Origin of the sequence: Pseudomonas sp. CFSAN084952, from assembly GCF_009648855.1 — a bacterium.
GTDB classification, from domain to species: domain Bacteria; phylum Pseudomonadota; class Gammaproteobacteria; order Pseudomonadales; family Pseudomonadaceae; genus Aquipseudomonas; species Aquipseudomonas paracarnis.
This window is the reverse complement of sequence record NZ_CP045767.1, coordinates 1091153-1115802: the sequence shown is the minus strand read 5'-3', so window position 1 is coordinate 1115802 and position 24650 is coordinate 1091153. Positions and strand designations below refer to the sequence as shown.

The window sequence follows — 24650 nt, the reverse complement described above, 5'->3', positions numbered from 1 at the left end:
GGTGTGTCCTCAGAATTACTGGTCCGGAGTGTCGATGGTCAATTGCTGCAGCGCAGTGGTGCTGCTGGCCAACGGTTGGCTGCGGCCGATCCATTCGCCAGCGGTCGGTTGGCCGGCCCGGGATATGCGCGCAACCAGTTGGACTTCGGGGAAGTTGGACAGTTTCAACTGCGGCATCATCGCGTCGGCATCGCCCAGTTCGACGGTGACCGGCAATGCGTCGACGGTTACACGCTTGGCCGCCAAGGGCGCCGGGGGGCCGTTTACGGCGCGGGCGAAGATGAACACGCTGTCGCCTGGCAGGGCCTTGGCTTTCACCTCGGCAGATACGTCCACCCGCACGGTCAGCAGCGCCTTGGGCGCCTGAGCCAGGCTGCCACCGCTCTCCTTGAGCTTCTCTGCTGCGCGGTCAATTCCGCCTTGCAAGGCGACACGGGAATTGTCCTCTGGCGGCAGTTGCGCGAGCAGGCGGTTCCAGTAGTCGATGGCTTCCTGATAACGCTGGCCCTCAAAGGCAGCGATACCCAACAGGCCAAGGCTGGTGACTTCCTTGGGGTCGAGCTTCAAGGCTTCGTCGGTCAGCGCCTGAACCTGAGGCGACCATTGTTTGTTGTCGGCAAAGTACTGCGCCTGGGCCCATTGGCCGAGCAGTTCCGGTTGGCGCCCGGCCAACGCAACCGTACGTTCAAAGACTTTGGCGGCATCGGCGGCACGGTCCTGGGCCATATAGGCGCGCCCAAGGAAGTACAAACCTTCTGCCGAATCCGGTTGCGCGGCGGCGGCGCGTTCCAGGCGGCGGGTCATGTCGGCCATGGACACCGGCGGTTGGGAAAACTCACGGGTCAGTTCAACCTTGTCGCTCGCCCCATAATGCAGGTACAGCGCCACGCCCAGCACAGGCACCAGAAACGCCGCCAAAAACGGCAGCGGTTTGCCTAACCGCGATTCGCGGGGCTTTTCCACACCTTCGGTGTCGGCCAGCAACTCGCGGGCCGCTTCGGCGCGGCCGGTGTCGAGTTGCGCGGTATTCAACACACCTTCGTCCTGCTGCGCTTGCAGCTCGGCGACGCGTTCCTGGTACAGCGCCACGTTCAACGCGGTGCGATCCTCTTCACGCTGGGCACGACGGCCACGCAACACAGGGATCAACAGGAAACTCAGGGCAATCAGTAGCAGCAAACCGGCTGCGAGCCAGAAATCAATCATCAGTCTTGGTGTCCAGCAATTGGTCGAGGCGTTTACGCTCTTCAGGGGACAGCGCATCGGCGCCATCAATCGGTGCGACACGGCGCCGACGCACGATCACGGCCATCACCACCACGCCGGCCAGCAGCAGCCCGGCCGGGCCAAACCACAGCAGCGCGGTCTTGCCGGTGAGTGCCGGTTTGTAGCGTACGAAATCACCGTAGCGGTCGACCATGAAGTCGATGATCTGCTGGTCGTCCTTGCCCTCCCCCAGCATGCGGAAAATCTCTCTGCGCAGGTCGGTGGCGATCGGGGCGTTGGAGTCGGCGATGTCCTGGTTCTGGCATTTGGGGCAGCGCAGTTCCTTGGTCAGGTCGCGGAAACGCTCGCGCTCGGCGTCGTTGGCGAATTCGTAGGTGTCGATGGCGGCGTGGGCCACGCCGGCCAGGCCCAGGGTTAAAACGGCAGCGGTCAACCAACGCTTCATGGCTTGGCCTCATCGACCAGGGCCTGGTACTTGGCGGCCAGTTGCTCGCGCCACACCGTTTCGTCGATCACGCCGACGAACTTGTCACGAATCACACCCTTGGCATCGATGAAGAAGGTTTCCGGCGCGCCGTACACGCCCAGGTTCAACCCCAGGTTGCCGTCTTCGTCGCGGATATCCAGCTGGTACGGGTTATGAAATTCCGCCAACCACTTCACGGCCGCCGCATTGTCGTCCTTGTAGTTGATGCCGTAGATCACCACGCCCTTCTCGGCCAGCTTGTTCAGCACCGGGTGTTCGACGCGGCAAGAGATGCACCAGGTGGCCCACACGTTGACCAGCGCCGGCTTGCCCTGCAAATCTGCCTGGGTCAGGGTCTTGTCACCCTGCACCGTTGGCAGGTTGAAGGCGGGGAACGGCTTGCCGATCATCGCCGAAGGCAGCTCGGCCGGGTCCAGGTACAACCCGCGATACAGGAACACCGCCACCAGCAGGAACATCGCCAGCGGCACAACCATCAACCAACGCTTCATACCGCAGCTCCCGAAAGGCCAAGCGCTTCACGCACCCGGCTCTTGACCTTGACCCGATAGCGCCGGTCCAGCGCTGCGAGCAACCCGCCGAACCCGGTGAGCAACCCGCCGAACCAGATCCAGCGCACGAACGGTTTGACATGCACGCGCACGGCCCAGGCGCCATCGCCCAGAGGTTCACCGAGGGCCACATACAGGTCACGGGTGAAACCTGCGTCAATGCCAGCCTCGGTCATCATCGAACTTTGCACGGTGTACAGGCGTTTCTCCGGGTGCAGCACGGCGATTTCCTTGCCATTGCGCACCACGCGCACCGTGCCTTTGTCGGAGGTGAAGTTCGGCCCTTCAAAGTGCTTGGCACCTTCGAAGATGAAGTGGTAACCGGCCAGGTCCATGGACTCGCCCGGCGCCAGGCGCAGGTCGCGCTCGGCGCTGTTCTGGCTGGACAGCACCACCCCAAGGGCGCACACCGCAATACCAATGTGGGCGATCTGCATGCCCCAATAGCTGCGGGTCAGAGTGGGCAGGCCTTTGATCAGGCCTTTGTGGCGCGTCTTGTCGACGATGTCCCGCGCCCCCGCCAGCAACACCCAGGCCGCCAGCAGGAAGGTGGCGAGTACCGCCCAATTGAAGTCGCCGTAGGCAAACCCGGCGATCACCGCCAGGGCCACGCTGCCGAGCAGCACCGGCATCAGCATGCCCGCCAGCCATTTCACCGGGGTGTCTTTCCAGCGCACCAGCACGCCGACCGCCATCACCACCATCAACAGGCCCATCAACGGGATGAACAACGCATTGAAGTACGGCGGCCCCACGGACAGCTTGGCGCCGCTCAAGGCATCCAGTACCAGCGGGTAGAGGGTGCCGAGCAGGATCATCGATGCAGCCACCACCAGTACCAGGTTATTGCCCAGCAACAGGGTCTCCCGCGACCACAGGTTGAAACCGACGTGGCTCTTGACCACCGGAGCACGCAGGGCGAACAGGGTCAGGGAACCGCCGACCACAAACAGCAGGAAGATCAGGATGAACACGCCGCGCTCAGGGTCTGAGGCAAACGCATGCACCGAGGTCAGCACGCCCGAGCGCACCAGGAAAGTGCCGAGCAGGCTGAGGGAAAACGCCGCGATGGCGAGCAGTACCGTCCAGCTCTTGAACACGCCACGCTTTTCGGTGACGGCCAGGGAGTGAATCAGCGCGGTACCCACCAGCCACGGCATGAAGGAGGCGTTTTCCACCGGGTCCCAGAACCACCAGCCGCCCCAGCCAAGTTCGTAATAGGCCCACCACGAGCCCAGGGTGATACCGATACCGAGGAAGGCCCAGGCGACGATGGTCCATGGCCGTGACCAGCGCGCCCAGGCGGCGTCGAGACGCCCGCCCAGCAAGGCGGCGATGGCGAACGCGAAGGCCACAGAAAAGCCCACATAGCCCATGTAGAGCATCGGCGGGTGCACGATCAGGCCGATATCCTGCAGCAACGGGTTGAGGTCGTGACCGTCCACCGGGATCTGCGGCAGGATGCGGGTGAACGGGTTGGAGGTCATGATCAAAAACAGCAGGAAGCCGATGCTGATCATGCCCATCACCGCCAGCACCCGCGCCAGCATCACTTGCGGCAATTGGCGCGAGAACACCGATACAGCGAAGGTCCAGCCGCCGAGGATCAAGGCCCACAACAGCAATGAACCTTCGTGGGCGCCCCACACGGCGCTGAACTTGTAGTACCAGGGCAAAGCGCTGTTGGAATTGTTGGCGACGTAGGCGACGGAAAAATCGTCGGTCATGAAGGCGTAGGTCAGGCAACCAAAGGCGAACAGCAAGAAGGCAAACTGGCCCCAGGCGGCAGGCTGCGCCAGGCTCATCCACAGGCGGTCGCCGCGCCAGGCACCGAGCAAGGGCACCACGGCCTGGACCACGGCAAAGCACAGCGCGAGGATCATCGCCAACTGGCCCAGCTCCGGAATAAACAGTGCGGACGTCATGGCTCAGCCCTCCTTGACTGGGGTGGCGGGCGCGGTTTGGCCGCTGTCTTTCAAGGCTTTGGTGACCTCGGGCGGCATGTATTTTTCATCGTGCTTGGCCAGCACTTCGTCAGCCACCACCACGCCGTCGGCGTTGAGCTTGCCCAGGGCGACAATGCCCTGGCCTTCACGGAACAGGTCCGGGAGGATGCCCCGATAGGTGATGGTCACGGCCTTGTTGAAATCGGTGACCACGAAGGTCACGTCCAACGAATCGCCGGAACGCTTCAACGAGCCCTGCTCCACCATGCCGCCAGCGCGGATGCGCGTATCGACCGGTGCCTCGCCATTGGCGATCTGGGTGGGCGTGTAGAACAGGTTGATGTTCTGCTGCAGGGCGCTCAGGGCCAGGGTCACGGCAATGCCGACGCCGGCCAGGATGGCAAGGATGATCAACAGACGCTTTCTACGCAGCGGATTCACTTTTCGGTCTCCCGGCGCAGACGTCGCGCCTCTTGTTGCAGGTAACGCTTGCGGGCCAGGATCGGCGCGGCGACGTTGAGGGCCAGCACCGCCAGGCAGATGCCATAGGCCGTCCAGACATACAGGCCGTGGTGGCCCATGGCGAGAAAATCACTGAAAGAAGCAAAACTCATCCACGTGCTCCCAGGCAGCTTTGCACTTCGGCCTTTACCCAACTGGTACGGGCTTCACGCTTGAGCACTTCAAGGCGCATGCGCAGCAGCAGTACGGCGCCGAAGAAACAGTAGAAACCCAGCACCATCAGCAGCAACGGCGCCCACATTTCCACGGGCATCGCCGGTTTTTCGGTGAGGGTGAAGGTGGCGCCCTGGTGCAGGGTGTTCCACCACTCCACCGAGTACTTGATGATCGGGATGTTGATCACGCCGACAATCGCCAGCACCGCGCAGGCCTTGGCGGCGCTGTCACGGTTGCTGATGGCGTTGCCCAGGGCAATCAGGCCGAAATACAGGAACAGCAGGATCAGCATCGAGGTCAGGCGCGCATCCCACACCCACCATGAGCCCCAGGTCGGCTTGCCCCAGATCGCACCGGTCACCAGCGCCACGGCGGTCATCCACGCACCGATGGGCGCGGCGCATTGCAGGGCTACATCGGCCAGCTTCATCTTCCATACCAGGCCGACGATGCCGCACACCGCCAGCATCACGTAGCAGGACTGGGCCAGCATCGCGGCAGGCACGTGGATATAGATGATGCGAAAGCTGTTGCCTTGCTGATAGTCCGGCGGCGCAAAGGCCAGGCCCCAGACCAGGCCGATGCCGATCAGCAGGATGGCGGCGATACTCAACCACGGCAGCAGCTTGCCGCTGATGCCATAAAACCATTTGGGCGAGCCGAGCTTGTGAAACCAGGTCCAGTTCATTGCTGTTTCCATCACGGTGCTTTTCGTCGTGGCGAAAAGCTCAGGGTCTTTACTGACTCAGCGTTATTGACGCCGGGTCAGACCTCATTATTCACCGACGCTGATTTTCAGGCCGGCGGCTATAGCAAAGGGTGTCAGGGTTACCGCCAGGGCGGTCAGGCTACCCAGCCACAAAAGGTAACCGGTCGCCGGCATCCCCATAAGCGCGGCTTGCAAAGCGCCGCTGCCCAGGATCAACACCGGGATATACAAAGGCAGAATCAACAGGGCCAGCAACAGGCCGCCCCGTTTCAAGCCGACGGTCAACGCTGCGCCCACCGCCCCCAACAGGCTGAGCACCGGCGTGCCGAGTAACAAGGACAGGAGCAACACCGGTAGGCATTCAACGGGCAACCCGAGCATCATGGCAAGCAGTGGCGAGAGCAAGACTAGCGCCAAGCCGGAAAAAACCCAGTGTGCCAGCACCTTGGCCAGTACCAGAAGTGGCAAAGGGTGCGACGAAAGGACCCACTGTTCCAGGGAACCGTCTTCGAAATCACTGCGAAACAGCCCGTCCAGCGAGAGCAGAACCGATAAAAGTGCGGCGACCCACACCAGTCCTGGGGACAAGGTTTGCAACAGTTTAGTCTCCGGGCCAACCGCCAGCGGGAACAGCGCGATCACGATGGCAAAGAACACCAGCGGGTTGGCCAGTTCGGCGGGGCGACGGCACAACAGCCGGGCTTCGCGGGCGACCAACAGGGCGAACACACTCATAGCGACCACCGCCCAAGGTCCAGCTCACGGTAGCCAGCGGGCATACGCGCCAAGGTGTGGTGGGTGGTGAGCACCACCAGGCCACCTTGCTCGCAGTGCTGGGCCAGATGTGCTTCGAGTTGAGCCACGCCTTGTTTGTCGAGGGCCGTGAAAGGTTCGTCGAGAATCCACAACGGCGGGCCGGGCAAGTACAAGCGGGCCAGGGCCACGCGGCGCTGCTGGCCGGCGGACAGGGTGTGGCAGGGGACGTCCTCAAAGCCCTTGAGGCCCACCGCGGCCAGGGCCTGCCAGATGGCGTCACGGGAAGCAGGATGATGCAGGGCGCTGAGCCAACTGAGGTTTTCTTCAGCGGTGAGTACGTCCTTGATGCCAGCGGCGTGGCCGATCCAGACCAGGTTGCGCGCAAGCTCGCTACGCTGCTCGTGCAACGGTTTGCCGTTGAGCCGCACCACGCCGGCCGTCGGCTGCATCAGCCCGGCCAGCAGGCGCAGCAGGCTGGTCTTGCCGCTGCCATTGGGGCCACTGATTTGCACCATGTCGCCCCCCGAAAGCCGCAGGTCGAGTTGCTCGAACAGCAGGCGCAGGTCGCGTTCACAGGCAAGCGCTACGGCTTCAAGAAGAGGGCTGGTCAAGAGATCGCGGGCCTTTACGGTTCAAGTCGGCGGTGCAGCGGCCGTTATAGTGAGATGCACAATAACGACTTTGGCGACCGATTTTAGAGAGCTGGATCAAATAGTTGTGAGGTTTTTACCGCTCTCTTTGCAGACGGACGGCATTATACATGCGATGTCCTACTCTAAAGAGGGCAATTTCCCCAGAGACGATGCGCACGATGACCGGCGAGATCAACCTTCCTCCACTGCCGCCAACCTCCGCACCCGGGCCCACTCCGCTGCCTGGGGCCGGCGCGTTGCTCAAACTGCTGGAGCCGCAGGCCGGGTTGATCGACCCGGGGAAAACCGTGAACGCCGAGGTCATCGCGCTTAAACAAGGCGGCGAGGCCTTTCAGTTATTGCTCAAACTGACCCTCGCCGGCGGTCGCCAGACGCTGGTGCAAGCCAGCAGCGCCCAGCCCTTGCCCCTGGGCAGCAATGTGGCGGTGAGCCAGACGCCTGCGGGCAACCTGGCCATTACCTTGCAGCAAGCCATGAGTGCCAACGTGGCCGCCCTCACCCGCCTCGACACTAACCAAATACCGGTGGGTACGTTATTGCAGGCCAAGGTGCTGACCACGCAGATGCTGCCCCAGGGCACGGCGCAACCGGCGATCTATCGCTCGCTGGTGAGTGTGCTCAATAACGCCCTGGCCGGTGCCACCCTCACCCTGGAAAGCCCTCAACCGCTGAGGGTGGGCAGCTTGCTCAGCGCCGTGGTGCAGAACGCGCAGACCCTGAACTTCGTACCGCTAAGCGGCCTGAAGGACCAACTGGCCGTGACGCAGCAACTTGCCACTCAGCAAAGTCGCCAAGGCTCGCTGGATGCGGTGTTCACCGCCTTGCAAAACCTGCCCCGTGGCGACAGCACATCGGCCGAGCTGCGGGCCGCCGCCGAGCGCTTGCTGGCGGCGTTGCCCGATCTGGCACAGGTCAGCAATCCCAAGATACTGGCCCAGGTGGTGCAGAACAGCGGCGCCTTTCTGGAAGCCAAATTGCTTGCCGGGCAGAACCCGCAAATCCCACCGCTGGACATGAAAGGCGCGCTGTTACGCCTGGTCGCAGACCTTTTGCCCGCCTTGCCTGCCAGTACCAACCTGAATGCGATCCTCGCCGCCAATACCCTGGCCCAGGTGTTGCCGCACTTCGTGCGCAGCCCGTTGAACACCCTCGGCCAGGTCGGCGCCCGGCAGATACCCGCCGGCTTCCCGCTGCCCGAGCGGCTCATGGCAAAACTGGAAGGTGAAGGCGACTTGGAAAGCCTGCTACGCCTGGCCGCCGGGGCGATCTCGCGCTTGCAGAGCCATCAACTGTCGAGCCTGGAACAGACCGGCATCACCGCCGATGGCCGCCTGCAAACGACCTGGCAGTTGGAGATCCCCATGCGCACCCTGCAAGACATTGTGCCGTTGCAGGTCAAGTTCCAACGCGAGGAGCCCGCGCCAGACAAGGACCAGCCCGAGCGCAAGGATAAAAAAGACCCGAAACAGATGCTCTGGCGCGTAGAACTGGCCTTCGACATGGAGCCGCTGGGGCCACTGCAGGTTCAGGCGCAGTTGTCTCAAGGCAAACTGTCCAGCCAGCTGTGGGCCAGCCGCCCATTCACCGCCAGCCTGATCGAAAGCCATTTGGGCAGCCTGCGCGAGCGCCTGGTGTCATCCGGGCTTAACGTCGGCGACCTGGATTGCCATCTGGGCACCCCGCCCCGTGGGCCAAAAACCGGACTGGAGCAACGCTGGGTGGATGAAACCGCATGAAAAACGCCGCCCCACCCCGCCAGGCCATCGCCCTCAAGTACGACGGCCAACAGGCCCCCACCCTGACGGCCAAAGGCGACGACGCCCTGGCCGAAGCCATCCTCAAATTGGCACGGGAGAATGAAGTACCGATCTATGAAAACGCCGAGTTGGTGAAGCTGCTGGCGCGCATGGAACTGGGGGACAGCATTCCGGAAGAGTTGTACCGCACGATTGCCGAGATCATTGCGTTTGCCTGGACGTTGAAGGGCAAGTTCCCGGCCGGCTACGACCCGGAAGCAGGGCCAGTAGAGCGGGATGTCACTGAGCAGGGTGACGATTACTGATTGCTCATGAGCTCCCCACACATCCAACTGTGGGAGCTGGCTTGCCTGCTCCCACATTTTTGATCTGTGTTCAGTTCAGGACTTCGCTCAAAGGAATGAAGTTGACCCGGTCGCCGATGGCCAGCGTGGTGCCTTCCACTACCTCCACAAAGCCTTCAGCCCACGCCGCACTGCGCAGCACCCCGGAGCTTTGGTTGCGGTAGATGATCGCCTTGCCCTGTTCGATCCGCCCGCGCAGGTACTCGCGGCGGTTGCCGGGCTTGGGCCAGACGAACCCTGCCGACACTTCGAAGCGCAGCGGCTGCACCTGCAGCACACCTTGACGGCGCAGCAGATACGGGCGCGCCAGCAGCGCAAAAGTCACCAGGGTCGAGGCCGGGTTTCCCGGCAGGCCGATCACCGGCACGCCACGAAAATGCCCGAAGGTCAGCGGCTTGCCCGGTTTGATCGCCAGTTTCCACAGCGCCAGCTCACCCTCTTCCCGCAAGGCAATGCCAAGGAAGTCCGCTTCGCCCACCGACACACCGCCGGTCGAGAGGATCAGGTCAACGTTGCCCAGCCCCGCCAGACGCGCGCGGGTCTGTTCCAGATCATCCGGTAGAATCCCGGCATCAATCACTTCGCAGCCCATGCGCCCAAGCCAACTGCACAGCACGCGGCGGTTGCTGTTGTAGATCTGCCCAGGGCCGAGCGGCAACCCTGGCTCGATCAGTTCATCGCCGGTCGACAACACGGCCACGCGCACGCGCCGCACCACCTCGAGTCGATCACGTCCAAGAGACGCGGCCAAACCGAGTTCGATAGGGCCCAGGCGGGTACCGGCACTGAGTACGGTCTCGCCGACCGTGGTCTCTTGGCCCTGAGGCCGGATGTTGTCGCCCATCTGCAATGGCTCGGTGAAACTCACGCGCTGGTCGGCATGCACCACGGCGTTTTCCTGCATTTGCACGCAGTCAGCGCCTTGGGGCACCGGCGCGCCGGTAAAGATGCGTGCGCAGGTGCCGGCCGCCAAGGGTTCAGGGGCAGTGCCGGCGAAAATCCGCTGGCTCACCACCAAGGGTTCGCCGGTCCAGTCCGCCAGGCGCACGGCGTAGCCGTCCATGGCACTGTTGGGCCACGGTGGCAGGTCGAGTGTGGAGATCAGATCCTGGGCCAATACCCGGCCATCACACTCAGCCAGGGACAGTACTTCCTCCTCGCGGATCGGCGCGGCGGCGGCCATGTCGAGCAAACGTTGCAGGGCTGCCTCCACCGGCATCAGGGCGCCGGTCTTGCCGGGCTTATCCACGGGATTCACAAGGTTCTGCCTGCTTCAGATGCGGGACGAAATTGCACGGGCGGTGACGGTTATCCAACTGCTCGGCGAGGATGCCGTCCCAACCGGTGCGCACGGCATTGGTGGAGCCTGGCAGGCAGCACACCAGGGTGCCGTTGGCCAACCCCGCCAAGGCGCGCGATTGTACGGTGGAGGTGCCGATATCGGCCACGGATATCTGGCGGAACAGCTCGCCAAAACCATCGACCTGCTTGTCGAGCAGGCAGCTCACTGCTTCAGGGGTACTGTCGCGACCGGTGAAGCCGGTGCCGCCGGTAATCAGCACCACCTGCACCACGTCTTCAGCGATCCAGTGGGCCACCTGGGCGCGAATCTTGTAGAGGTCGTCCTTGAGCAGCACGCGCTCGGCCAGGCGGTGGCCGGCGGCGGTGAGGCGGTCGACGAAGACCTGGCCGGAGGTGTCAGTCTCCAGGGTGCGGGTGTCGCTGACGGTCAATACAGCAATATTCAGGGGTACAAAGGGCGCATCGGCCTTGGCTTTCATGGCACGGTCCGGTTGTCGAAGGAACAGCCCGGTGTTATATCACAGGCCCCTGTTTCCCTGCCGCAGCGCAACCACCATGACGTTTGAATTTTCCTCACTGCCGTGTTCGATCCTATTGCTCGCCGGTGGTCGCGGCCAACGCATGGGCGGCCAGGACAAAGGGCTGCTGGCATGGCAAGGCCAGCCCTTGATCGCCCACCTGCACCAGTTGGCCCGGCCGCTCACCGATGACCTGATCATCTCGTGCAACCGCAACCATGAACGCTACGCGCCCTATGCCGACCAGCAGGTGAGTGACGACAACCCAGACTTCCCCGGCCCGCTGGCCGGTATCCGTGCGGGACTCTTCGCCGCACGCCATGCGCATCTGCTGATATTGCCTTGCGATGTGCCGCAGGTCGATGCGCGACTGCTGGCCGACCTGCGTGCGACCGCACGACGCAACCCGCAGATACCGGTGATGGTGCGCCAGGGTGAATGCTGGGAACCCTTGCTGTGCATCATTCCCACAAGCCTGAAAAACCAGGTGGAAGAGGCATGGCAAGCGGGTGAGCGCAGCCCGCGCAAGCTCTGGCTGCAACTGGGCGCGGTGGCCGTGGAATGCCCGGCCGATGACCCACGCCTGGCCAATCTTAATACGCCCGAGCTGTTGCACCCCGGGGCTGGCATGTCAGAATGAACCCTGCACAAGGAACTTTGCCGGCGTCCCGTACGTCACAAGGTCAGCAATTTAAAAGTATTCTCTCGGAGACAAACTCATGACTCAACGGACCATCGCCGCTCTCATGCTTGCACTGGGCCTCGCCACCCTCGCCGGTTGCGCCTCGCCAACAGTGATCACCCTGAATGACGGTCGCGAAATCCAGGCCGTCGACACCCCGAAATACGATGAAGATTCGGGCTTCTACGAATTCGAACAACTGGACGGCAAGCACACCCGTATCAACAAAGATCAGGTTCGCACCGTTAAAGACCTGTAAGCTTCAGCGCTTGCACACAAGGCCCGCCTAGCGCGGGCCTTGTTGTTCCTGGGGTTTACCAGTCCAGGGTGATCTGGCTGCGGAAGCTGCGTTGTTCACCGCTCACCGGGTCGATAAAGCGCACGCCCTGGGCCAGCAGCTTAAGTGGCTTGGCGTAATCGTCCTCGGCATCCTTGATTACTTCGGGGTAAAACGGGTCATTACAGATGCTTGCCCCCAGTGCCGTCATATGCACGCGCAGCTGGTGCTTCTTACCGGTCACCGGGAACAGGCCGTAGCGCCATAGATCAGCGTTTTTCTCGCGCACCTCTACCGCCGTCTCGGTGTTGCTGGCCCCCGGCCCTTCCTGCATGCGAAAGAAAGGCTCGCCATCCACCAAACGGCTTTTGTGCACCAACGGGAAGCTGAGGTGCGGCAAGGCCGGTGCGATGGCTTCGTAGAATTTGTCGATACGCCGTGTGGGAAACAATTGCTGATAGGCCGAACGGCTGTGCGGGTTGGCGGAGAACAGCACCAACCCCGCCGTATGCCGGTCGATGCGGTGCAGAGGCACTAGGGCGGGATTGTCCAGGCGCCGGATCAAGCGTCGCAACAAGGTGTGCTCGACGTACTCGCCAGCGGGTGTCACTGGCAGGAAATGCGGTTTGTCCGCCACCACCAGGTGTTCATCGGCGTACAGGATGTTTTCCTGCACCGGAATCACTTTCTCGTTGAGCACTTCGCGAAAGTAATAGATGCACAGGCCTTCCTTGTAGCCCAGGCCCAGGCTGATCGGGTTGCCATTGACATCCAGCACCCGGCCGCGGGCAATGCGGTCCAGCCACTGTTCGCGGCCAATGGCCGGGAAGTGTGCGCACAGGCAATCGAGCACTGTCACCCAGGAGCCCGGCGGCAAGTACAGGGTGCTGGCTTGGTGCTGGGAGGGGGAAAAAACCAAAGTGGACATGCCGACGCTCAAAGCCTGGAAAACAGGCGGGCATTATCGCCCATGGCGCGCGATTGCCTAGGGCCTATCTCAGGCCTTGGCCAGTTGAGCCCGCAGCACCGGCGAGGCGCTCGCCGCCTCGGTGAATTCCTTGAGCCAGCGCAGCACGTCCACCGCTTCCCAACGGCCTGGGTCATACAGCGCGTAGAGCAAGCCCTGATAACCCACCACATCCAGCTGCTTGTGATAACCGGCGCGCTGGAACAGCGCCTCGATTTCCGCGAAGCAGGTGTTGAAATGCACTTTGTTAAACGGCGTCTTGCCTTCCGTGACCAAGCCATCGAGGCGCAGTTCGTTCACCGCGTCACGCACCACATCGGCGGACATGCGATTGACGCTGCTTTTAAGTTGTTCAACATTCACCACGGGCGTTCCCTCTATTCAATCGCTGTACGAATATACAGTAACTGAATATTTGAAAAGCCGCCATCGCATAAAGCTCAGCGCAGGAAGGCAACCACCTGCTCGGTGTCGAACGGCCAGTCCAGTTCCGCCCCGGTGTCCGTGCGGCGAAGCACCGGAATCCGCAGGCCGTAGACGTCTGTCAGGTCCTGCGGATCGGTGATATCCACCAACTCCACCAACAGCCCGTGTTCGACGAGCGGCATGACTTCGGCTTCGGCGATCTCACACAAATGGCAACCCAGGGTGCCGAACAGCTGGCATTCAGGAAGCATGATGAAAGGACTCGGTCACAAAACGAATCTCCATTCTAAGCCCAACAAGCCCCTTGTAGGAGCGAGCTTGCTCGCTCCTACGGTGCAAAAAGCCTGACCCAGATCACCATGGCCTATAACTGATTCAGCGATTCTCGCGGCTTTTTGCCGCTCACCCTGCAACGGAGATGCCTGTGTTCGCCAACCTGCTGATTATTCTGGCTTCATCCCTGGTGGTGATTGCGTTGTTTCGCCGGCTGCAGTTGCCTCCCGTGCTGGGCTACCTGTGCGTGGGCCTGGCAGTGGGGCCCACCGCGCTGGACTGGGTCAATGACAACGAAGACCTGCCGGACCTGGCCGAGATGGGCGTGGTGTTCCTGCTGTTTTCCCTGGGGCTTGAGTTTTCCTTGTCGAAAATGTTGGCGCTGCGCAGCGTGGTATTTGGCCTGGGCAGCCTGCAGGTGCTGGGGTGCGGGGCATTGCTGGGCGTTTTGTTGATGAGCTTAGGCCTCGCGCCTGGCATCGCGTTATTGCTGGGCGCAGGGCTGGCGTTATCGTCCACGGCCATTGTCAGCAAGGAATTGACCAGCCTCGGGGAAATCTTCAGCAGTCATGGCCAGAATGCGATAGGCGTGTTGCTGTTCCAGGATGTCGTGGCGGTGTTGCTGCTGACACTGGTGCCGGTGTTTGCCGGCAGCAGCGACCACGCCTGGTACTGGGCGCTGCCGTTGACGCTGGCTAAGACCGTGGTGCTGTTCGTGGGCCTGTTGTTCGCCAGCCGCTGGTTGCTGCCGCGCCTGTTCCGTGAAGTCGCCGCGTCTCATTCGGCGGAGCTGTTTGTGCTGCTGGCGCTGGTGATTGTCTTGCTCACCGCCTGGCTCACCCACCTGCTGGGCCTGTCCCCTGCCCTCGGCGCGTTCCTGGCCGGCATGCTGCTGGGCGAGAGCCATTACCGACACCAGATCGAAGCCGATATCCGCCCGTTTCGCGACATCCTGCTGGGGCTGTTTTTTGTCAGCATCGGCATGCTCATCGATCTGCAGTTGTTCGTCAGCCACAGCCTGTTGATCCTCGGCCTGACGCTCACGTTGATGCTGGTCAAAGGCATGGTCGTCGCGGCGCTGGTCAAGTGGCGTGACAGCGACACCGAAACGGCCTGGCGCAGCGGCCTGGCACTGGCCCAGGGCGGCGAATTCTGTTTTGCGCTGATGGCGCAAATGCAGCAGAGCCGGTTGATTCCCGATGAGTTCAACGGCCTGCTACTGGCTGCCACCTTCTGCTCAATGCTGCTGACACCACTGCTGTTACGTGCGGCACCGGCCATCGCCCTGCGCCTGCATCGCAAGCCCAACCAGCAAGTGCAACTGGAACACATCACCGCGCTCAACGCCCAACTGCATAGGCACGTGGTGATTTGCGGGTATGGCCGGGTAGGCCAGTCCATCGGGCGCTTTATGCGCCGCGAACAACAGGCGTTTATCGCCCTGGATGATGACCCCGAACGGGTGCAGGAAGCCGCCACCGAGGACAGCAGCGTGCATTACGGCGACTGCCGCCGTGGCGCTTTGCTCAGCGCCGTCGGCCTGGAACGGTCGCGGTTGGTGGTGATCGCGGTGGACAACAGCGATGTCGCGCTGGTGGTGCTCAAGGAGGCACGGCAGATCAACCCTGACGTGCCGATTTTGGTGCGCACCCGCGATGACAGCCAGTTGGCTGAGCTCAAGGCCGCGGGCGCCAGCGAAGTGGTGCCCGAGCTGTTGGAGTCGAGCCTGATGCTCGCCTCCCATGCCCTGATCCTGCTGGGTCTGCCGGACCAACAGGTGCAGGCGCGAGTGAACGAAGTACGGCGCAACCACTATCGCCTGCTGCACGGTTTCTACCCACCGGAACACACTGACGAAGACGCGCCGATCAGTCCTGACTGACCGCGCCGATTTTGTGAATCGACAGGTCTGCGCCGTAATACTCCTGCTCCTGGCTCAAGCGCAGCCCTTGCACACGCTTGATCACACCGTACACCAGCAAGCCGCCGCCAAACGCCACGGCCACGCCCAACCCGGTGCCGATCAACTGGCTGATCAGGCTCACGCCGCCCAGCCCACCGAGGGCGGCCTGCCCGAAAATACCGCAGGCAATGCCGCCCCACACACCGCACAAGCCATGCAATGGCCACACGCCCAGCACGTCATCGATCTTCCAGCGCGACTGGGCAGCGATAAAACACCATACGAACAAGCCACCAGCCACCACGCCCGTGACCAGCGCGCCCACCGGGTGCATCAGGTCGGAACCGGCGCAGATTGCCACCAACCCGGCCAAAGGACCGTTGTGCAGAAACCCAGGATCGTTACGGCCAATTACCAGAGCAGCCACGGTGCCACCGACCATGGCCATCAGCGAATTGACGGCCACCAGGCCACTGACGCCATTGAGGGTTTGGGCGCTCATCACGTTAAAGCCGAACCAGCCCACGATCAAAATCCACGAGCCCAGCGCCAGGAAAGGAATGCTCGACGGCGCAAACGCCACCAGACGCCCTTCACGATAACGCCCATTGCGCGGGCCCAGCAGCAACACCGCCGCCAGCGCCAGCCAGCCGCCCATGGCGTGAACCACCACGGAACCGGCAAAGTCGTGGAAGCTGGCGCCAAAGGTTGCGAGCAGCCAAGCTTGCAGGCCAAGGTTGCCGTTCCACACCAGACCTTCGAAGAACGGGTAGATAAACGCCACGATCAACGCGGTGGCACACAGCTGCGGCGCAAACTTGGCACGCTCGGCAATCCCACCGGAAATGATCGCCGGAATCGCCGCGGCAAACGTCAGCAGGAAGAAAAACTTCACCAGGCCGTAGCCATGATCGGCGCTGATCACGGCGGCCGGTTGCAGGAAGCTCACACCGTAGGAGATCCAATAGCCTATAAAGAAATAGGCCAGCGTTGAAATCGCAAAATCACTGAGGATTTTCGACAAGGCGTTAACCTGGTTCTTCTGGCGCACCGTGCCAACTTCAAGGAAGGCAAAGCCGGCGTGCATGGCCAGCACCATGACCGCGCCAATCAGAATGAACAAGGTGTTGGAACTGTGGACGAGGGTGTCCATCGCGCTTTGCAAGTTTTCCATGGAGGTTGGCAGGCCTGCATCAAGGCAAAAAGCACCAAAGCGGTTCAAGCCAGGGTTTCGCGCACTAAATTGGCACCGCCGGCCTCGCCCTTCTTCAGAGGGCGTGAACCGCTTTAGCGCAGCGATCAACACAACAGGCCGTTGCCGACAGGGTTTTTCCGCGAAGTTAAGTGATTTAGGGTAAGGTTTTTCAAGGTTTTCACCTCGACCGCCCGGATTCAGCGCAGGCTCCAGGGCCTGCGCACCAAGGCAAAGCAAAAGCTGTACCACACAATTGCAGTGAACCTTCAGCGAACGCCGCGACTCGAAACCACACGTACAGATCAGCTACCCACGGAGATAACCATGGCCGGTAAAACAGCAAAGACTGCTCAAGAGATACTGATGGAGGATTTTCAAACCCTGGTCAGCGATACCGAAAAGCTGCTGGACGACACTGCCGTGCTGGCCGGTGACCAGGCTGACGAGCTGCGCACCAAGATCCACGAGAGCCTGCTCAAGGCCCGCCAGACCCTGCAACTGACCGAAGACTCATTGCGCGAGCGCGGCCAGGCGGCGATCACTGCCACTGAAGACTACGTGCAAGCCAACCCATGGCAGTCAGTCGGCATTGCTGCCGGCGTAGGTTTTTTGATCGGTCTATTGGCTACAAGGCGCTAACCATGTCTATCGGCGAATCCAGCTCATCCACGAGCGCACATTCCTCAGCAAGCGGTTCAACTTCCCGACGCCTGGGCGCAGCTGTGCTGGGCTTGCTGCACAGTCATGTCGAGTTGTTCGGCATTGAATTACAAGAGCAAAAGGCCCGTACCGTCAGCCTGTTGCTGTTTGCCGGCCTGGCATTGGTGTTTGCCCTGCTGTTGCTGGTGGGCTTGTCGACGCTGGTGATGATCCTGGTGTGGGACACGGGCTATCGCCTGACCGGCATCATCTGCCTCTGCGTGTTCTATAGCCTGGCCGCTGCGTTCTGCGGCGTGCGCTTGAAGGCGGCGGTATTCGATGAGTCCACGCCCTTCCATGCCACGCTCGAAGAACTGGCCAATGACCGGGAGCGCCTGCTGCCATGAGCATGACTGAGATCCCGCAAAATACGTCACGCCGGAAAATGCGCAAAGCCTTGATCCGCCTGCGCATGGAAATGCACCGCCAGGAAATCCGGCATGAGTCCCAACAACTCATGGCCCCCCTGCACAAAATGCGCAATATGCGCCACAACTGGCAGGACAGCCTGGGCATCAAGCACGCGCCGTTGTGGGGCGTGGCGGCGGTCACGCTGATGGGCTTCTTTACCGGCAAGGGCGCCAAGGGCGGCAGTATCAGCAGCATCACGCGCCTGGTGCGGCTGGGTGCCGGGTTGATCCCACTGATCAAGTTGGCCATGCAAGGCGCTTCGCGCAAAAGCTGACCTTCGAAAGCCAATGACCGCAACGACCAGACAACTGCTGGTCATTGCGGTTTTTTGCGCTGCCTGTTAATTGATACTGACGCGGCCGACCGCTGGATTCGCTTGCCCCATAAAGGCCGAACCGGGAAGCTGGCGCTGTCATTCACCCTACGGAGAGCCTCTGCCTTGGATTGGCCCACCCTGTTGACCCGCGAACGTCTTGGAAAACCCCTGCACAGCCCTGAAGAACTGGGCCGCAGTCCCTTTCACAAAGATCACGACCGCATTATTTTCTCTGGCGCGTTCCGGCGCCTGGGGCGCAAGACCCAAGTACACCCGGTGACGAGCAACGACCATATCCACACACGCTTGACCCACTCGCTGGAAGTCAGCTGCGTGGGGCGCTCCCTGGGCATGCGCGTAGGCGAAACCCTGCGCGGCGCCCTGCCCGACTGGTGCGACCCGAGCGACCTGGGCATGGTGGTGCAATCGGCCTGCCTGGCCCATGACATCGGCAACCCACCGTTCGGGCACTCTGGCGAAGACGCCATTCGCCACTGGTTCCAACAGGCCGCCGGGCGCGGCTGGCTGGATGACATGAGCAGCGCCGAACGCAATGACTTCCTTAACTTCGAAGGCAATGCCCAGGGTTTTCGGGTGCTCACCCAACTTGAATACCATCAGTTCGACGGCGGTACGCGGCTGACCTACGCCACCTTGGGCACTTACCTTAAATACCCCTGGACCGCCCGCCACGCCGACTCGCTGGGCTACAAGAAACACAAGTTTGGCTGTTACCAGAGCGAGCTGCCGATTCTTGAGCAAATCGCCCACAAGCTGGGGTTGCCTCAGTTGGAGGAACAACGTTGGGCGCGTCACCCGCTCGTGTATCTGATGGAGGCCGCCGACGACATCTGCTATGCGTTGATCGACCTGGAAGACGGCCTGGAAATGGAGTTGCTGGAGTACGCCGAAGTCGAGTCATTGCTGCTGGACCTGGTCGGCGATGATCTGCCACAAACCTATCGCCAACTGGGGCCAATGGACTCGCGCCGCCGCAAGCTGGCGATCCTGCGCGGCAAAGCCATCGAGCACCTGACCAACGCAGCGGCGCAGGCGTTCGTCGAACAACAGGACGCCCTGTTGGCCGGCACGCTGCCGGGGGATCTGGTGGAGCACATGCACGGCCCGGCAAAGCGCTGCGTGCTGGATGCCAAGGACATGGCGCGCAAGAAAATCTTCCAGGACAAGCGCAAGACGTTGCATGAAATCGGGGCCTACACCACCCTGGAAATCCTGCTGAACGCCTTCTGCGGCGCGGCCCTTGAACAACATGGCGGGCGCACCCCGTCGTTCAAGAACCGGCGCATTCTCGACCTGCTAGGCAATAGCGCGCCAGACCCCGCCTGGTCACTGCACGCCTCGTTCCTGCGGATGATCGACTTCATCGCCGGTATGACCGACAGCTACGCCACCGAAATGGCACGAGAAATGACCGGGCGCTCCGGCCCCCAATAACGACTTCATCAGGCAACCTGTTCCCTGAAGCGAATTGCCCTACGACGGGAACAGAGCGGCCTGATCGAATTCGTACAGACACTCGAAGAATAATCACGCGCGCTCCCAACGGACCAGCCGAGTCATTCCTACTGCCCCCATCGACGCTTGCCTTACTGTGTGCTCTTTATGCCCAGCTATTCTCTCCGTATTCTTTTGGTGGAGGATCACCCCTTTCAACTCCTGGCCACCCAATGCCTGCTCAGAAGTTTCGGCTTCGACCAACTGACCGCGGTGGAAAATGCCGAGCAGGCCATACGCGCGATGAGCCAGTCCGAACACCCTTTCGACCTGATGTTATGCGACCAATGCCTGCCAGACCTGCCTGGGCTTGAACTGGTGGAAATCGCCAGCCGCCGACGCTTCATCAGCAGTGCCATCCTGTTGAGCGGCTTACCTACGCCAGAACTGGTCAACCTGACGACACAAGCCGCGCAACGAAATCTCCCCCTCCTTGGCTATTTGCCAAAACCTTTGAACAAAGATGATCTTGAAATATTAATCGGCTTAACTTTCGACCCCCTCATGTAGGATTTTAAACATTCCTTTCAACGAAAATAGATACGAGGCCCGCCGTAAATTCCCCAGCCTTGCGTCTTGTCATGATCGACCTCGAAACGCTCACATGCCTTGTCACGATTACCTAACAACTTGTAGGTCTATACCTTTTTAAATGTAGGAACTTTCCTGTTCTGCATCTACTCCTTGCGAGCTTCATACTGCGGACTCACCTTCTGAGCTAATGTGCCCGCTTTATCTGCACCTGCATGGAATGTGACTATGAACTCAGTTTTTATTATCGACGACCATCCCGTTATCCGGCTTGCCATTCGAATGTTGCTGGAACATGAAGGTTACAAAGTCGTCGGCGAAACAGATAACGGGTGCGATGCCATACAGATGGTGCGTGAATGCCTTCCAGACTTGGTGATTCTCGACATCAGCATCCCGAAACTTGATGGCCTTGAGGTGCTCTGCCGGTTCAACGCCATGAACACCTCGATGAAAACCCTGGTCCTCACGGCTCAATGTCCGACGTTGTTTGCCACGCGGTGCATGCGCTCGGGGGCAGAGGGCTATGTGTGCAAGGAGGGTGACCTGAGCGAGTTGCTGAGCGCCATCCGCGCGGTGCTATCCGGCTACAACTACTTCCCCAGCCAGGCCTTGAATGGCCCCGGAACGGAAGGCATGGATGCTCAGGAGCTGGAACTGTTCAAGACCGTCAACGACCGGGAGCTGATGGTGCTGCAACTGTTTGCACAAGGTCGCACTAACAAGGAAATCGCCAAAGGTATGTTCCTGAGTAACAAGACCGTCAGTACTTATAAGAAAAGATTAATGCAAAAACTCCAAGCCAAATCCTTGGTCGACCTCATCGAGTTGGCAAAACGAAACGCGCTAGTGTGAGAAAGCGGATGCCCAGGCGTATAAAGGACTATCTGATTATATTAAGTGCCGGTTTGTACTTCAGCACAACTGTGCTGGCAGAGCACCAAACCAGCCCGGAACGCTTCACCCTCTTGAGTCGTGCGGGAGCTGTACAACTGGACACTCATTTTGACAAGGCCCAGCGCCAGTGGCTGCATAACAAACGTGAACTAACGCTGGGTACATCCAGTCCTGACTACCCACCCTTTGACCTCACGTCCAGCGGACATGATTATGAAGGCCTTACCGCCGATTACGCGGGATTGCTGGCCAAGGCACTCTCCCTGCCCATCACTGTGATGCGCTACCCGTCCCGGGCGGCTGCCATTCGCGCCCTGGAAGCCGGGGAAATCGACTTGTTGGGCTCCTCCAACGGCTTTGAGGCTGCAACGCCGAATCTGATCCTCTCCGAACCCTATGCGGTAGACCAGCCAGTCCTGGTCACACGCGAGGGAGAAACCCGCAGCCTCAGTGAAGGCCTCGACGGGCTGCGCCTGAGCCTTGTCTATCACTACCTGCCGCTTAATGAGGTGGAAAAGCTGTACCCCAAGGCGATCATCCGCGCCTACCCCTCTTATCAGAATGCCTTGAATGCAGTGGCCTTCGACCAGGCGGATGTGTTTCTCGGTGACACCATTTCCACCCATTACATGATCAACAAGGGCTACCTCAAAAACATTCGCATGGCCAACTTCGGCAAGCATGAAGCTTATGGCTTCAGCTTTGCCACGCGTCAAGACAACCGGATGCTCTTGAGCATTGTCGATTCAGCGCTGGCTTCGGTGCCCATCAATGAACGGGAGAGCATCGCCAAGCGTTGGAGCGCCGGCAGCGATATCCTGCTGACCGACAAGAAACTGCAACTGACCCAGCGCGAAGAGCGTTGGCTCAAAGACCACCCGGTGGTGAGGGTCATCGTCAACGAAACCTTCGCGCCACTGACATTTTTCGATGCGGACGGCAACTTTCGCGGGATCACCGCGGACCTGCTGGAATTGATCCGCCTGCGCACCGGCCTGCGTTTTTCGGTACAACGTGGGCGCGACGTCAACGCGATGATCGACCAGGTCGCGACCCAGAAAGTCGATATGATCGGGGCCATCGTTCCCAGCAACGAGCGAGACCCACAACTTAATTTCAGCCGCCCTTACCTCGAAAACTCCTATGTGCTGTTGACGCGCAAAGAGCCAGGAGCGCCGTCGAACATGGAGCAAATGGCCGGAAAGCGCCTGGCGATAACCCAGGGTAACCCCCTGGCCGCAACCTTGACCAAGGACTTTCCTGAGATTCACCTGGTGGAAACCAGTGATACATTCAGAGCATCCGAGCTGCTCGCACAGGGACAAGTAGATGGGGCCGTGAACACCCTGGTGATCGCCAACTACTTCCTGTCTTCCCAGGTTTTCCAGGACCGCCTGCAAATCAGCGCCAGCATCGGCACCACCCCCGCAACATTCACCCTGGCCACCTCGCGCCAAGCCACGGAGTTGAGCTCGATCCTCGACAAGGCCCTGCTCAGCATTGCCCCGGATGAAATGGGCGTGATCAACAGCCGCTGGCGGGGCTACACCGCCGCGTCCGACAGTTACTGGCGAAACTATCATCAGTTGATCGCGCGCATCATCATCGGCACCGGCCTGTTGCTGTTGATTTCCTTGGCCTGGAACGCCTACATGCGGCGCCAGATCAAGCATCGAAAAATGGCCGAACGCGCCCTCAACGATCAGTTCGAGTTCATGCGCGCGCTGGTCAATGAGACGCCGCATCCGATCTACGTGCGCGACCGCAATGGCCTGCTGCAGACCTGCAACGACAGCTACCTGCAGGTGTTCGACGTCAAGCGTGAAGACGTGATCGGCAAAAGCGTGACCCAGATGAGCATGGCCCTGGAGTCGGAGGCGGCCCAGTACCATGCTGACTATCTGCGCGTGGTGGCCGAGGGCAACCCGCTGATCCTCGATCGCAGCCTGCATATCCACGACAGGAAACTGACCATCTACCACTGGATCCTGCCTTACCGCGACTCCACGGGTGAAGTCCAAGGCATCATCGGTGGCTGGATCGATATCAGTGACCGACGCCAGCTATTCGATGAACTGCGCGCCGCCAAGGAGCGTGCCGACGAGGCCAATCGCGCCAAGAGCACGTTCCTGGCCACCATGAGCCACGAGATTCGCACCCCGATGAACGCCGTGATCGGCATGCTCGAACTGACGCTCAAGCGCGCCGATCAAGGGCATCTTGACCGTCCGGCAATCGAAGTGGCGTACAACTCGGCCAGAGACCTGCTGGAACTGATCGGTGACATCCTCGACATCGCGCGTATCGAGTCGGGCCGCCTCAGCCTGGCGCCGGAGCGCGTGAACCTGCGGGAGGTCATTGAATCAGTGGTGCGCGTGTTCGACGGTCTTGCACGGCAAAAAACCCTCAGCCTGCTGCTGGAGTTCAAGCCCGACCTTAACGATATCGAGGTGCTGATAGACCCGCTGCGCTTCAAGCAGGTGCTCTCGAACCTTGTGAGCAACGCGATCAAGTTCACCGAACAGGGGCAGGTCAAGATCAAGGTTGAACTGCAGCCTACCCAGGCACCGGAGCAGATCGAGCTGAAACTGGTGGTGGAAGACACCGGCATCGGCATCAGTCGGGAGGACCAACTACGCCTGTTCGAACCCTTTGCGCAAGCAGACAATTCCGGGCAACTGGCCCGTAGTGGTGCGGGCCTGGGGCTGGTGATCTGCCGCAGCCTGTGCGCGATGATGGGCGGCCAACTGAGCCTGAGCAGCGTGCCCATGGTGGGCACCCAGGTGCACGTCAACCTGAGCATGCCCCGCTTGCAAGCGGTCCAGCCGGTAGGTGACCAAACGCCGCAAAAGCCGGCTACCGCACTGATGCTTAATGTACTGGTGGTCGACGATCACCCGGCGAACCGCCTGCTGATGTGCCAGCAGCTGGGCTACCTGGGCCATAAATTCACCGCTGCCGAGCACGGTGCAGCGGGGTTCCAGGCCTGGCGTAAAGAGCATTTCGACTTAGTGATTGCCGACTGCAATATGCCCATCATGAATGGCTATGAACTGAGTCGCTCAATCCGTGAGTATGAGCAGCGCGAGCAATTGGTGCCCTGCGTGGTACTGGGCTTTACCGCCAACGCCCAGCCAGAGGAAAGGCAACGGTGCGTGCAAGCCGGCATGGATGACTGCCTGTTCAAGCCCATCAGCCTTACCGTGCTGGAGCGCCAACTGACACACATTGTCCCTAAAGCCGTGCACCCACGGCTGGACCTCGAATGCCTGGAAGCGCTGACCGGCGGTGATCCCCACTTGAGTCGACGCTTGCTGGAGGAACTGCTGAGCAGCAGCCTTCACGACCGCCAGCTGCTTATCGAACTGCTGGATCGACACGCGCCCCTCTCAGACATCATTGAGCAAGCTCACAAGATCAAAGGCGCGGCCCGTATCGTGCAAGCCCACTCATTGGCGGGGCAATGCGAAGCCTTGGAGCAAACCTGCTCTCGCAATGAGGAGTGGGCGGTGATCGAAAGCGGCATCAAGGCACTGGAACAACTCATGCTGGAATTGGAAAAGATGTTGCAGGTTCAGCTGGATGAGCTGCCAGGCCAATAAGTGCAACAGCCGGTAGCCCAAGGAACGA

Annotated in this window: 27 protein-coding genes; 12 read left to right on the top strand and 15 right to left on the bottom strand. The window is 60.9% G+C overall.

Going from position 1 to position 24650, the window contains the following annotated elements:
* Positions 1-15: 15 nt before the first annotated feature.
* The 9 genes from ccmI to ccmA all read right to left on the bottom strand — a co-directional run bounded on the left by ccmI (position 16) and on the right by ccmA (position 6965).
* Positions 16-1206, bottom strand: a complete 1191-nt coding sequence (gene ccmI, locus GH769_RS05230) for a c-type cytochrome biogenesis protein CcmI (RefSeq protein ID WP_019820372.1) — start codon at positions 1204-1206, stop codon at positions 16-18.
* On the bottom strand, positions 1199-1672 hold the full coding sequence (locus GH769_RS05225; RefSeq protein WP_014717706.1) for a cytochrome c-type biogenesis protein: 474 nt from the start codon (positions 1670-1672) through the stop codon (positions 1199-1201). The genes ccmI and GH769_RS05225 overlap by 8 nt, the downstream gene beginning before the upstream one ends.
* On the bottom strand, positions 1669-2205 hold the full coding sequence (locus GH769_RS05220) for a DsbE family thiol:disulfide interchange protein (protein WP_014717705.1): 537 nt from the start codon (positions 2203-2205) through the stop codon (positions 1669-1671). The genes GH769_RS05225 and GH769_RS05220 overlap by 4 nt, the downstream gene beginning before the upstream one ends.
* Positions 2202-4190, bottom strand: coding sequence for a heme lyase CcmF/NrfE family subunit (locus GH769_RS05215; RefSeq protein ID WP_014717704.1), 1989 nt, complete (start codon positions 4188-4190; stop codon positions 2202-2204). The genes GH769_RS05220 and GH769_RS05215 overlap by 4 nt, the downstream gene beginning before the upstream one ends.
* A 3-nt stretch (positions 4191-4193) precedes the next feature.
* Entirely contained in the window at positions 4194-4652 is a 459-nt protein-coding gene (ccmE, locus tag GH769_RS05210) for a cytochrome c maturation protein CcmE (protein WP_014717703.1), read from the bottom strand.
* A complete protein-coding gene (ccmD, locus tag GH769_RS05205; protein WP_003172771.1) occupies positions 4649-4825 on the bottom strand; it encodes a heme exporter protein CcmD in 177 nt (58 codons plus the stop codon). The genes ccmE and ccmD overlap by 4 nt, the downstream gene beginning before the upstream one ends.
* On the bottom strand, positions 4822-5577 hold the full coding sequence (locus GH769_RS05200) for a heme ABC transporter permease (RefSeq protein WP_014717702.1): 756 nt from the start codon (positions 5575-5577) through the stop codon (positions 4822-4824). Before GH769_RS05200 ends, ccmD begins: the two co-directional genes overlap by 4 nt.
* An 87-nt stretch (positions 5578-5664) precedes the next feature.
* Positions 5665-6333, bottom strand: a complete 669-nt coding sequence (gene ccmB, locus GH769_RS05195; RefSeq protein WP_014717701.1) for a heme exporter protein CcmB — start codon at positions 6331-6333, stop codon at positions 5665-5667.
* A complete protein-coding gene (gene ccmA / locus GH769_RS05190; protein WP_014717700.1) occupies positions 6330-6965 on the bottom strand; it encodes a cytochrome c biogenesis heme-transporting ATPase CcmA in 636 nt (211 codons plus the stop codon). Before ccmA ends, ccmB begins: the two co-directional genes overlap by 4 nt.
* A gap of 200 nt (positions 6966-7165) precedes the next feature.
* On the opposite strand from ccmA, the gene GH769_RS05185 reads away from it, so the two are divergent.
* Together GH769_RS05185 and GH769_RS05180 are read left to right on the top strand one after the other, a co-directional pair.
* Positions 7166-8743 (top strand): flagellar hook-length control protein FliK, encoded by a 1578-nt coding sequence (locus GH769_RS05185; RefSeq protein WP_014717699.1) that lies wholly within the window; start codon positions 7166-7168, stop codon positions 8741-8743.
* Entirely contained in the window at positions 8740-9069 is a 330-nt protein-coding gene (locus GH769_RS05180) for an EscU/YscU/HrcU family type III secretion system export apparatus switch protein (RefSeq protein ID WP_014717698.1), read from the top strand. The genes GH769_RS05185 and GH769_RS05180 overlap by 4 nt, the downstream gene beginning before the upstream one ends.
* 70 nt (positions 9070-9139) lie before the next feature.
* On the opposite strand, the gene glp is transcribed toward GH769_RS05180, so the two are convergent.
* The gene (glp, locus tag GH769_RS05175; RefSeq protein WP_032874106.1) at positions 9140-10366 is read right to left on the bottom strand and encodes a gephyrin-like molybdotransferase Glp; all 1227 of its coding nucleotides are present in this window, start codon (positions 10364-10366) and stop codon (positions 9140-9142) included.
* Positions 10350-10889, bottom strand: a complete 540-nt coding sequence (gene moaB / locus GH769_RS05170) for a molybdenum cofactor biosynthesis protein B (protein WP_014717696.1) — start codon at positions 10887-10889, stop codon at positions 10350-10352. Before moaB ends, glp begins: the two co-directional genes overlap by 17 nt.
* Before the next feature lie 76 nt (positions 10890-10965).
* On the opposite strand from moaB, the gene mobA reads away from it, so the two are divergent.
* On the top strand, positions 10966-11568 hold the full coding sequence (gene mobA / locus GH769_RS05165; protein ID WP_019820360.1) for a molybdenum cofactor guanylyltransferase MobA: 603 nt from the start codon (positions 10966-10968) through the stop codon (positions 11566-11568).
* Between the two features lie 79 nt (positions 11569-11647).
* Entirely contained in the window at positions 11648-11869 is a 222-nt protein-coding gene (locus GH769_RS05160) for a YgdI/YgdR family lipoprotein (protein ID WP_003189935.1), read from the top strand.
* Positions 11870-11924: 55 nt separating this feature from the next.
* Here GH769_RS05160 and GH769_RS05155 read toward each other — a convergent pair whose 3' ends face one another.
* The 3 genes from GH769_RS05155 to GH769_RS05145 all read right to left on the bottom strand — a co-directional run bounded on the left by GH769_RS05155 (position 11925) and on the right by GH769_RS05145 (position 13531).
* Positions 11925-12815, bottom strand: coding sequence for a pseudouridine synthase (locus tag GH769_RS05155; RefSeq protein ID WP_014717693.1), 891 nt, complete (start codon positions 12813-12815; stop codon positions 11925-11927).
* Between the two features lie 69 nt (positions 12816-12884).
* Positions 12885-13220, bottom strand: coding sequence for a hypothetical protein (locus GH769_RS05150; protein WP_003189932.1), 336 nt, complete (start codon positions 13218-13220; stop codon positions 12885-12887).
* Between the two features lie 74 nt (positions 13221-13294).
* The gene (locus GH769_RS05145; RefSeq protein WP_014717692.1) at positions 13295-13531 is read right to left on the bottom strand and encodes a glutaredoxin family protein; all 237 of its coding nucleotides are present in this window, start codon (positions 13529-13531) and stop codon (positions 13295-13297) included.
* Positions 13532-13704: 173 nt separating this feature from the next.
* Between GH769_RS05145 and GH769_RS05140 the strand changes: the two genes are divergently transcribed.
* A complete protein-coding gene (locus tag GH769_RS05140) occupies positions 13705-15435 on the top strand; it encodes a monovalent cation:proton antiporter-2 (CPA2) family protein (RefSeq protein ID WP_032903008.1) in 1731 nt (576 codons plus the stop codon).
* On the opposite strand, the gene GH769_RS05135 is transcribed toward GH769_RS05140, so the two are convergent.
* Positions 15422-16630, bottom strand: coding sequence for an ammonium transporter (locus tag GH769_RS05135; protein WP_020301392.1), 1209 nt, complete (start codon positions 16628-16630; stop codon positions 15422-15424). The two genes, GH769_RS05140 and GH769_RS05135, sit on opposite strands and share 14 nt — an antisense overlap.
* Positions 16631-16975: 345 nt before the next feature.
* Between GH769_RS05135 and GH769_RS05130 the strand changes: the two genes are divergently transcribed.
* The 7 genes from GH769_RS05130 (at position 16976) to GH769_RS05100 (ending at position 24622) form a co-directional block, all read left to right on the top strand.
* Positions 16976-17290 carry a YqjD family protein gene (locus GH769_RS05130; RefSeq protein ID WP_019820355.1) on the top strand — a complete coding sequence of 105 codons (315 nt, stop codon included), beginning with the start codon at positions 16976-16978 and terminating at the stop codon, positions 17288-17290.
* Between the two features lie 2 nt (positions 17291-17292).
* Positions 17293-17697: a phage holin family protein gene (locus tag GH769_RS05125; RefSeq protein WP_005786473.1), complete on the top strand. Its 405-nt coding sequence runs from the start codon at positions 17293-17295 to the stop codon at positions 17695-17697.
* Positions 17694-18035 (top strand): hypothetical protein, encoded by a 342-nt coding sequence (locus GH769_RS05120; protein ID WP_153649490.1) that lies wholly within the window; start codon positions 17694-17696, stop codon positions 18033-18035. Before GH769_RS05125 ends, GH769_RS05120 begins: the two co-directional genes overlap by 4 nt.
* 165 nt (positions 18036-18200) lie before the next feature.
* Positions 18201-19532, top strand: coding sequence for a deoxyguanosinetriphosphate triphosphohydrolase (locus tag GH769_RS05115; protein ID WP_014717688.1), 1332 nt, complete (start codon positions 18201-18203; stop codon positions 19530-19532).
* Positions 19533-19700: 168 nt separating this feature from the next.
* A complete protein-coding gene (locus GH769_RS05110; RefSeq protein ID WP_014717687.1) occupies positions 19701-20102 on the top strand; it encodes a response regulator in 402 nt (133 codons plus the stop codon).
* Positions 20103-20351: 249 nt separating this feature from the next.
* A complete protein-coding gene (locus tag GH769_RS05105; protein ID WP_014717686.1) occupies positions 20352-20978 on the top strand; it encodes a response regulator transcription factor in 627 nt (208 codons plus the stop codon).
* An 8-nt stretch (positions 20979-20986) separates the two neighbouring features.
* Positions 20987-24622 carry a transporter substrate-binding domain-containing protein gene (locus GH769_RS05100; RefSeq protein WP_032902970.1) on the top strand — a complete coding sequence of 1212 codons (3636 nt, stop codon included), beginning with the start codon at positions 20987-20989 and terminating at the stop codon, positions 24620-24622.
* The last annotated feature ends 28 nt before the right edge of the window (positions 24623-24650 follow it).

What these genes read in the sequence shown, in the direction of transcription:
- GH769_RS05105 (WP_014717686.1), top strand. Translation starts at nt 20,352, where the DNA reads ATGAACTCAGTTTTTATTATCGACGACCATCCCGTTATCCGGCTTGCC.
- GH769_RS05185 (WP_014717699.1), top strand. Translation starts at nt 7,166, where the DNA reads ATGACCGGCGAGATCAACCTTCCTCCACTGCCGCCAACCTCCGCACCC.
- GH769_RS05135 (WP_020301392.1), bottom strand. Translation starts at nt 16,630, where the DNA reads ATGGAAAACTTGCAAAGCGCGATGGACACCCTCGTCCACAGTTCCAAC.
- ccmI (WP_019820372.1), bottom strand. Translation starts at nt 1,206, where the DNA reads ATGATTGATTTCTGGCTCGCAGCCGGTTTGCTGCTACTGATTGCCCTG.
- GH769_RS05180 (WP_014717698.1), top strand. Translation starts at nt 8,740, where the DNA reads ATGAAAAACGCCGCCCCACCCCGCCAGGCCATCGCCCTCAAGTACGAC.
- GH769_RS05120 (WP_153649490.1), top strand. Translation starts at nt 17,694, where the DNA reads ATGAGCATGACTGAGATCCCGCAAAATACGTCACGCCGGAAAATGCGC.
- ccmD (WP_003172771.1), bottom strand. Translation starts at nt 4,825, where the DNA reads ATGAGTTTTGCTTCTTTCAGTGATTTTCTCGCCATGGGCCACCACGGC.
- GH769_RS05160 (WP_003189935.1), top strand. Translation starts at nt 11,648, where the DNA reads ATGACTCAACGGACCATCGCCGCTCTCATGCTTGCACTGGGCCTCGCC.
- GH769_RS05100 (WP_032902970.1), top strand. Translation starts at nt 20,987, where the DNA reads ATGCCCAGGCGTATAAAGGACTATCTGATTATATTAAGTGCCGGTTTG.
- moaB (WP_014717696.1), bottom strand. Translation starts at nt 10,889, where the DNA reads ATGAAAGCCAAGGCCGATGCGCCCTTTGTACCCCTGAATATTGCTGTA.
- GH769_RS05130 (WP_019820355.1), top strand. Translation starts at nt 16,976, where the DNA reads ATGGCCGGTAAAACAGCAAAGACTGCTCAAGAGATACTGATGGAGGAT.
- GH769_RS05110 (WP_014717687.1), top strand. Translation starts at nt 19,701, where the DNA reads ATGCCCAGCTATTCTCTCCGTATTCTTTTGGTGGAGGATCACCCCTTT.
- ccmB (WP_014717701.1), bottom strand. Translation starts at nt 6,333, where the DNA reads ATGAGTGTGTTCGCCCTGTTGGTCGCCCGCGAAGCCCGGCTGTTGTGC.
- mobA (WP_019820360.1), top strand. Translation starts at nt 10,966, where the DNA reads ATGACGTTTGAATTTTCCTCACTGCCGTGTTCGATCCTATTGCTCGCC.
- GH769_RS05200 (WP_014717702.1), bottom strand. Translation starts at nt 5,577, where the DNA reads ATGAACTGGACCTGGTTTCACAAGCTCGGCTCGCCCAAATGGTTTTAT.
- GH769_RS05145 (WP_014717692.1), bottom strand. Translation starts at nt 13,531, where the DNA reads ATGCTTCCTGAATGCCAGCTGTTCGGCACCCTGGGTTGCCATTTGTGT.
- GH769_RS05125 (WP_005786473.1), top strand. Translation starts at nt 17,293, where the DNA reads ATGTCTATCGGCGAATCCAGCTCATCCACGAGCGCACATTCCTCAGCA.
- GH769_RS05225 (WP_014717706.1), bottom strand. Translation starts at nt 1,672, where the DNA reads ATGAAGCGTTGGTTGACCGCTGCCGTTTTAACCCTGGGCCTGGCCGGC.
- GH769_RS05155 (WP_014717693.1), bottom strand. Translation starts at nt 12,815, where the DNA reads ATGTCCACTTTGGTTTTTTCCCCCTCCCAGCACCAAGCCAGCACCCTG.
- GH769_RS05220 (WP_014717705.1), bottom strand. Translation starts at nt 2,205, where the DNA reads ATGAAGCGTTGGTTGATGGTTGTGCCGCTGGCGATGTTCCTGCTGGTG.
- GH769_RS05215 (WP_014717704.1), bottom strand. Translation starts at nt 4,190, where the DNA reads ATGACGTCCGCACTGTTTATTCCGGAGCTGGGCCAGTTGGCGATGATC.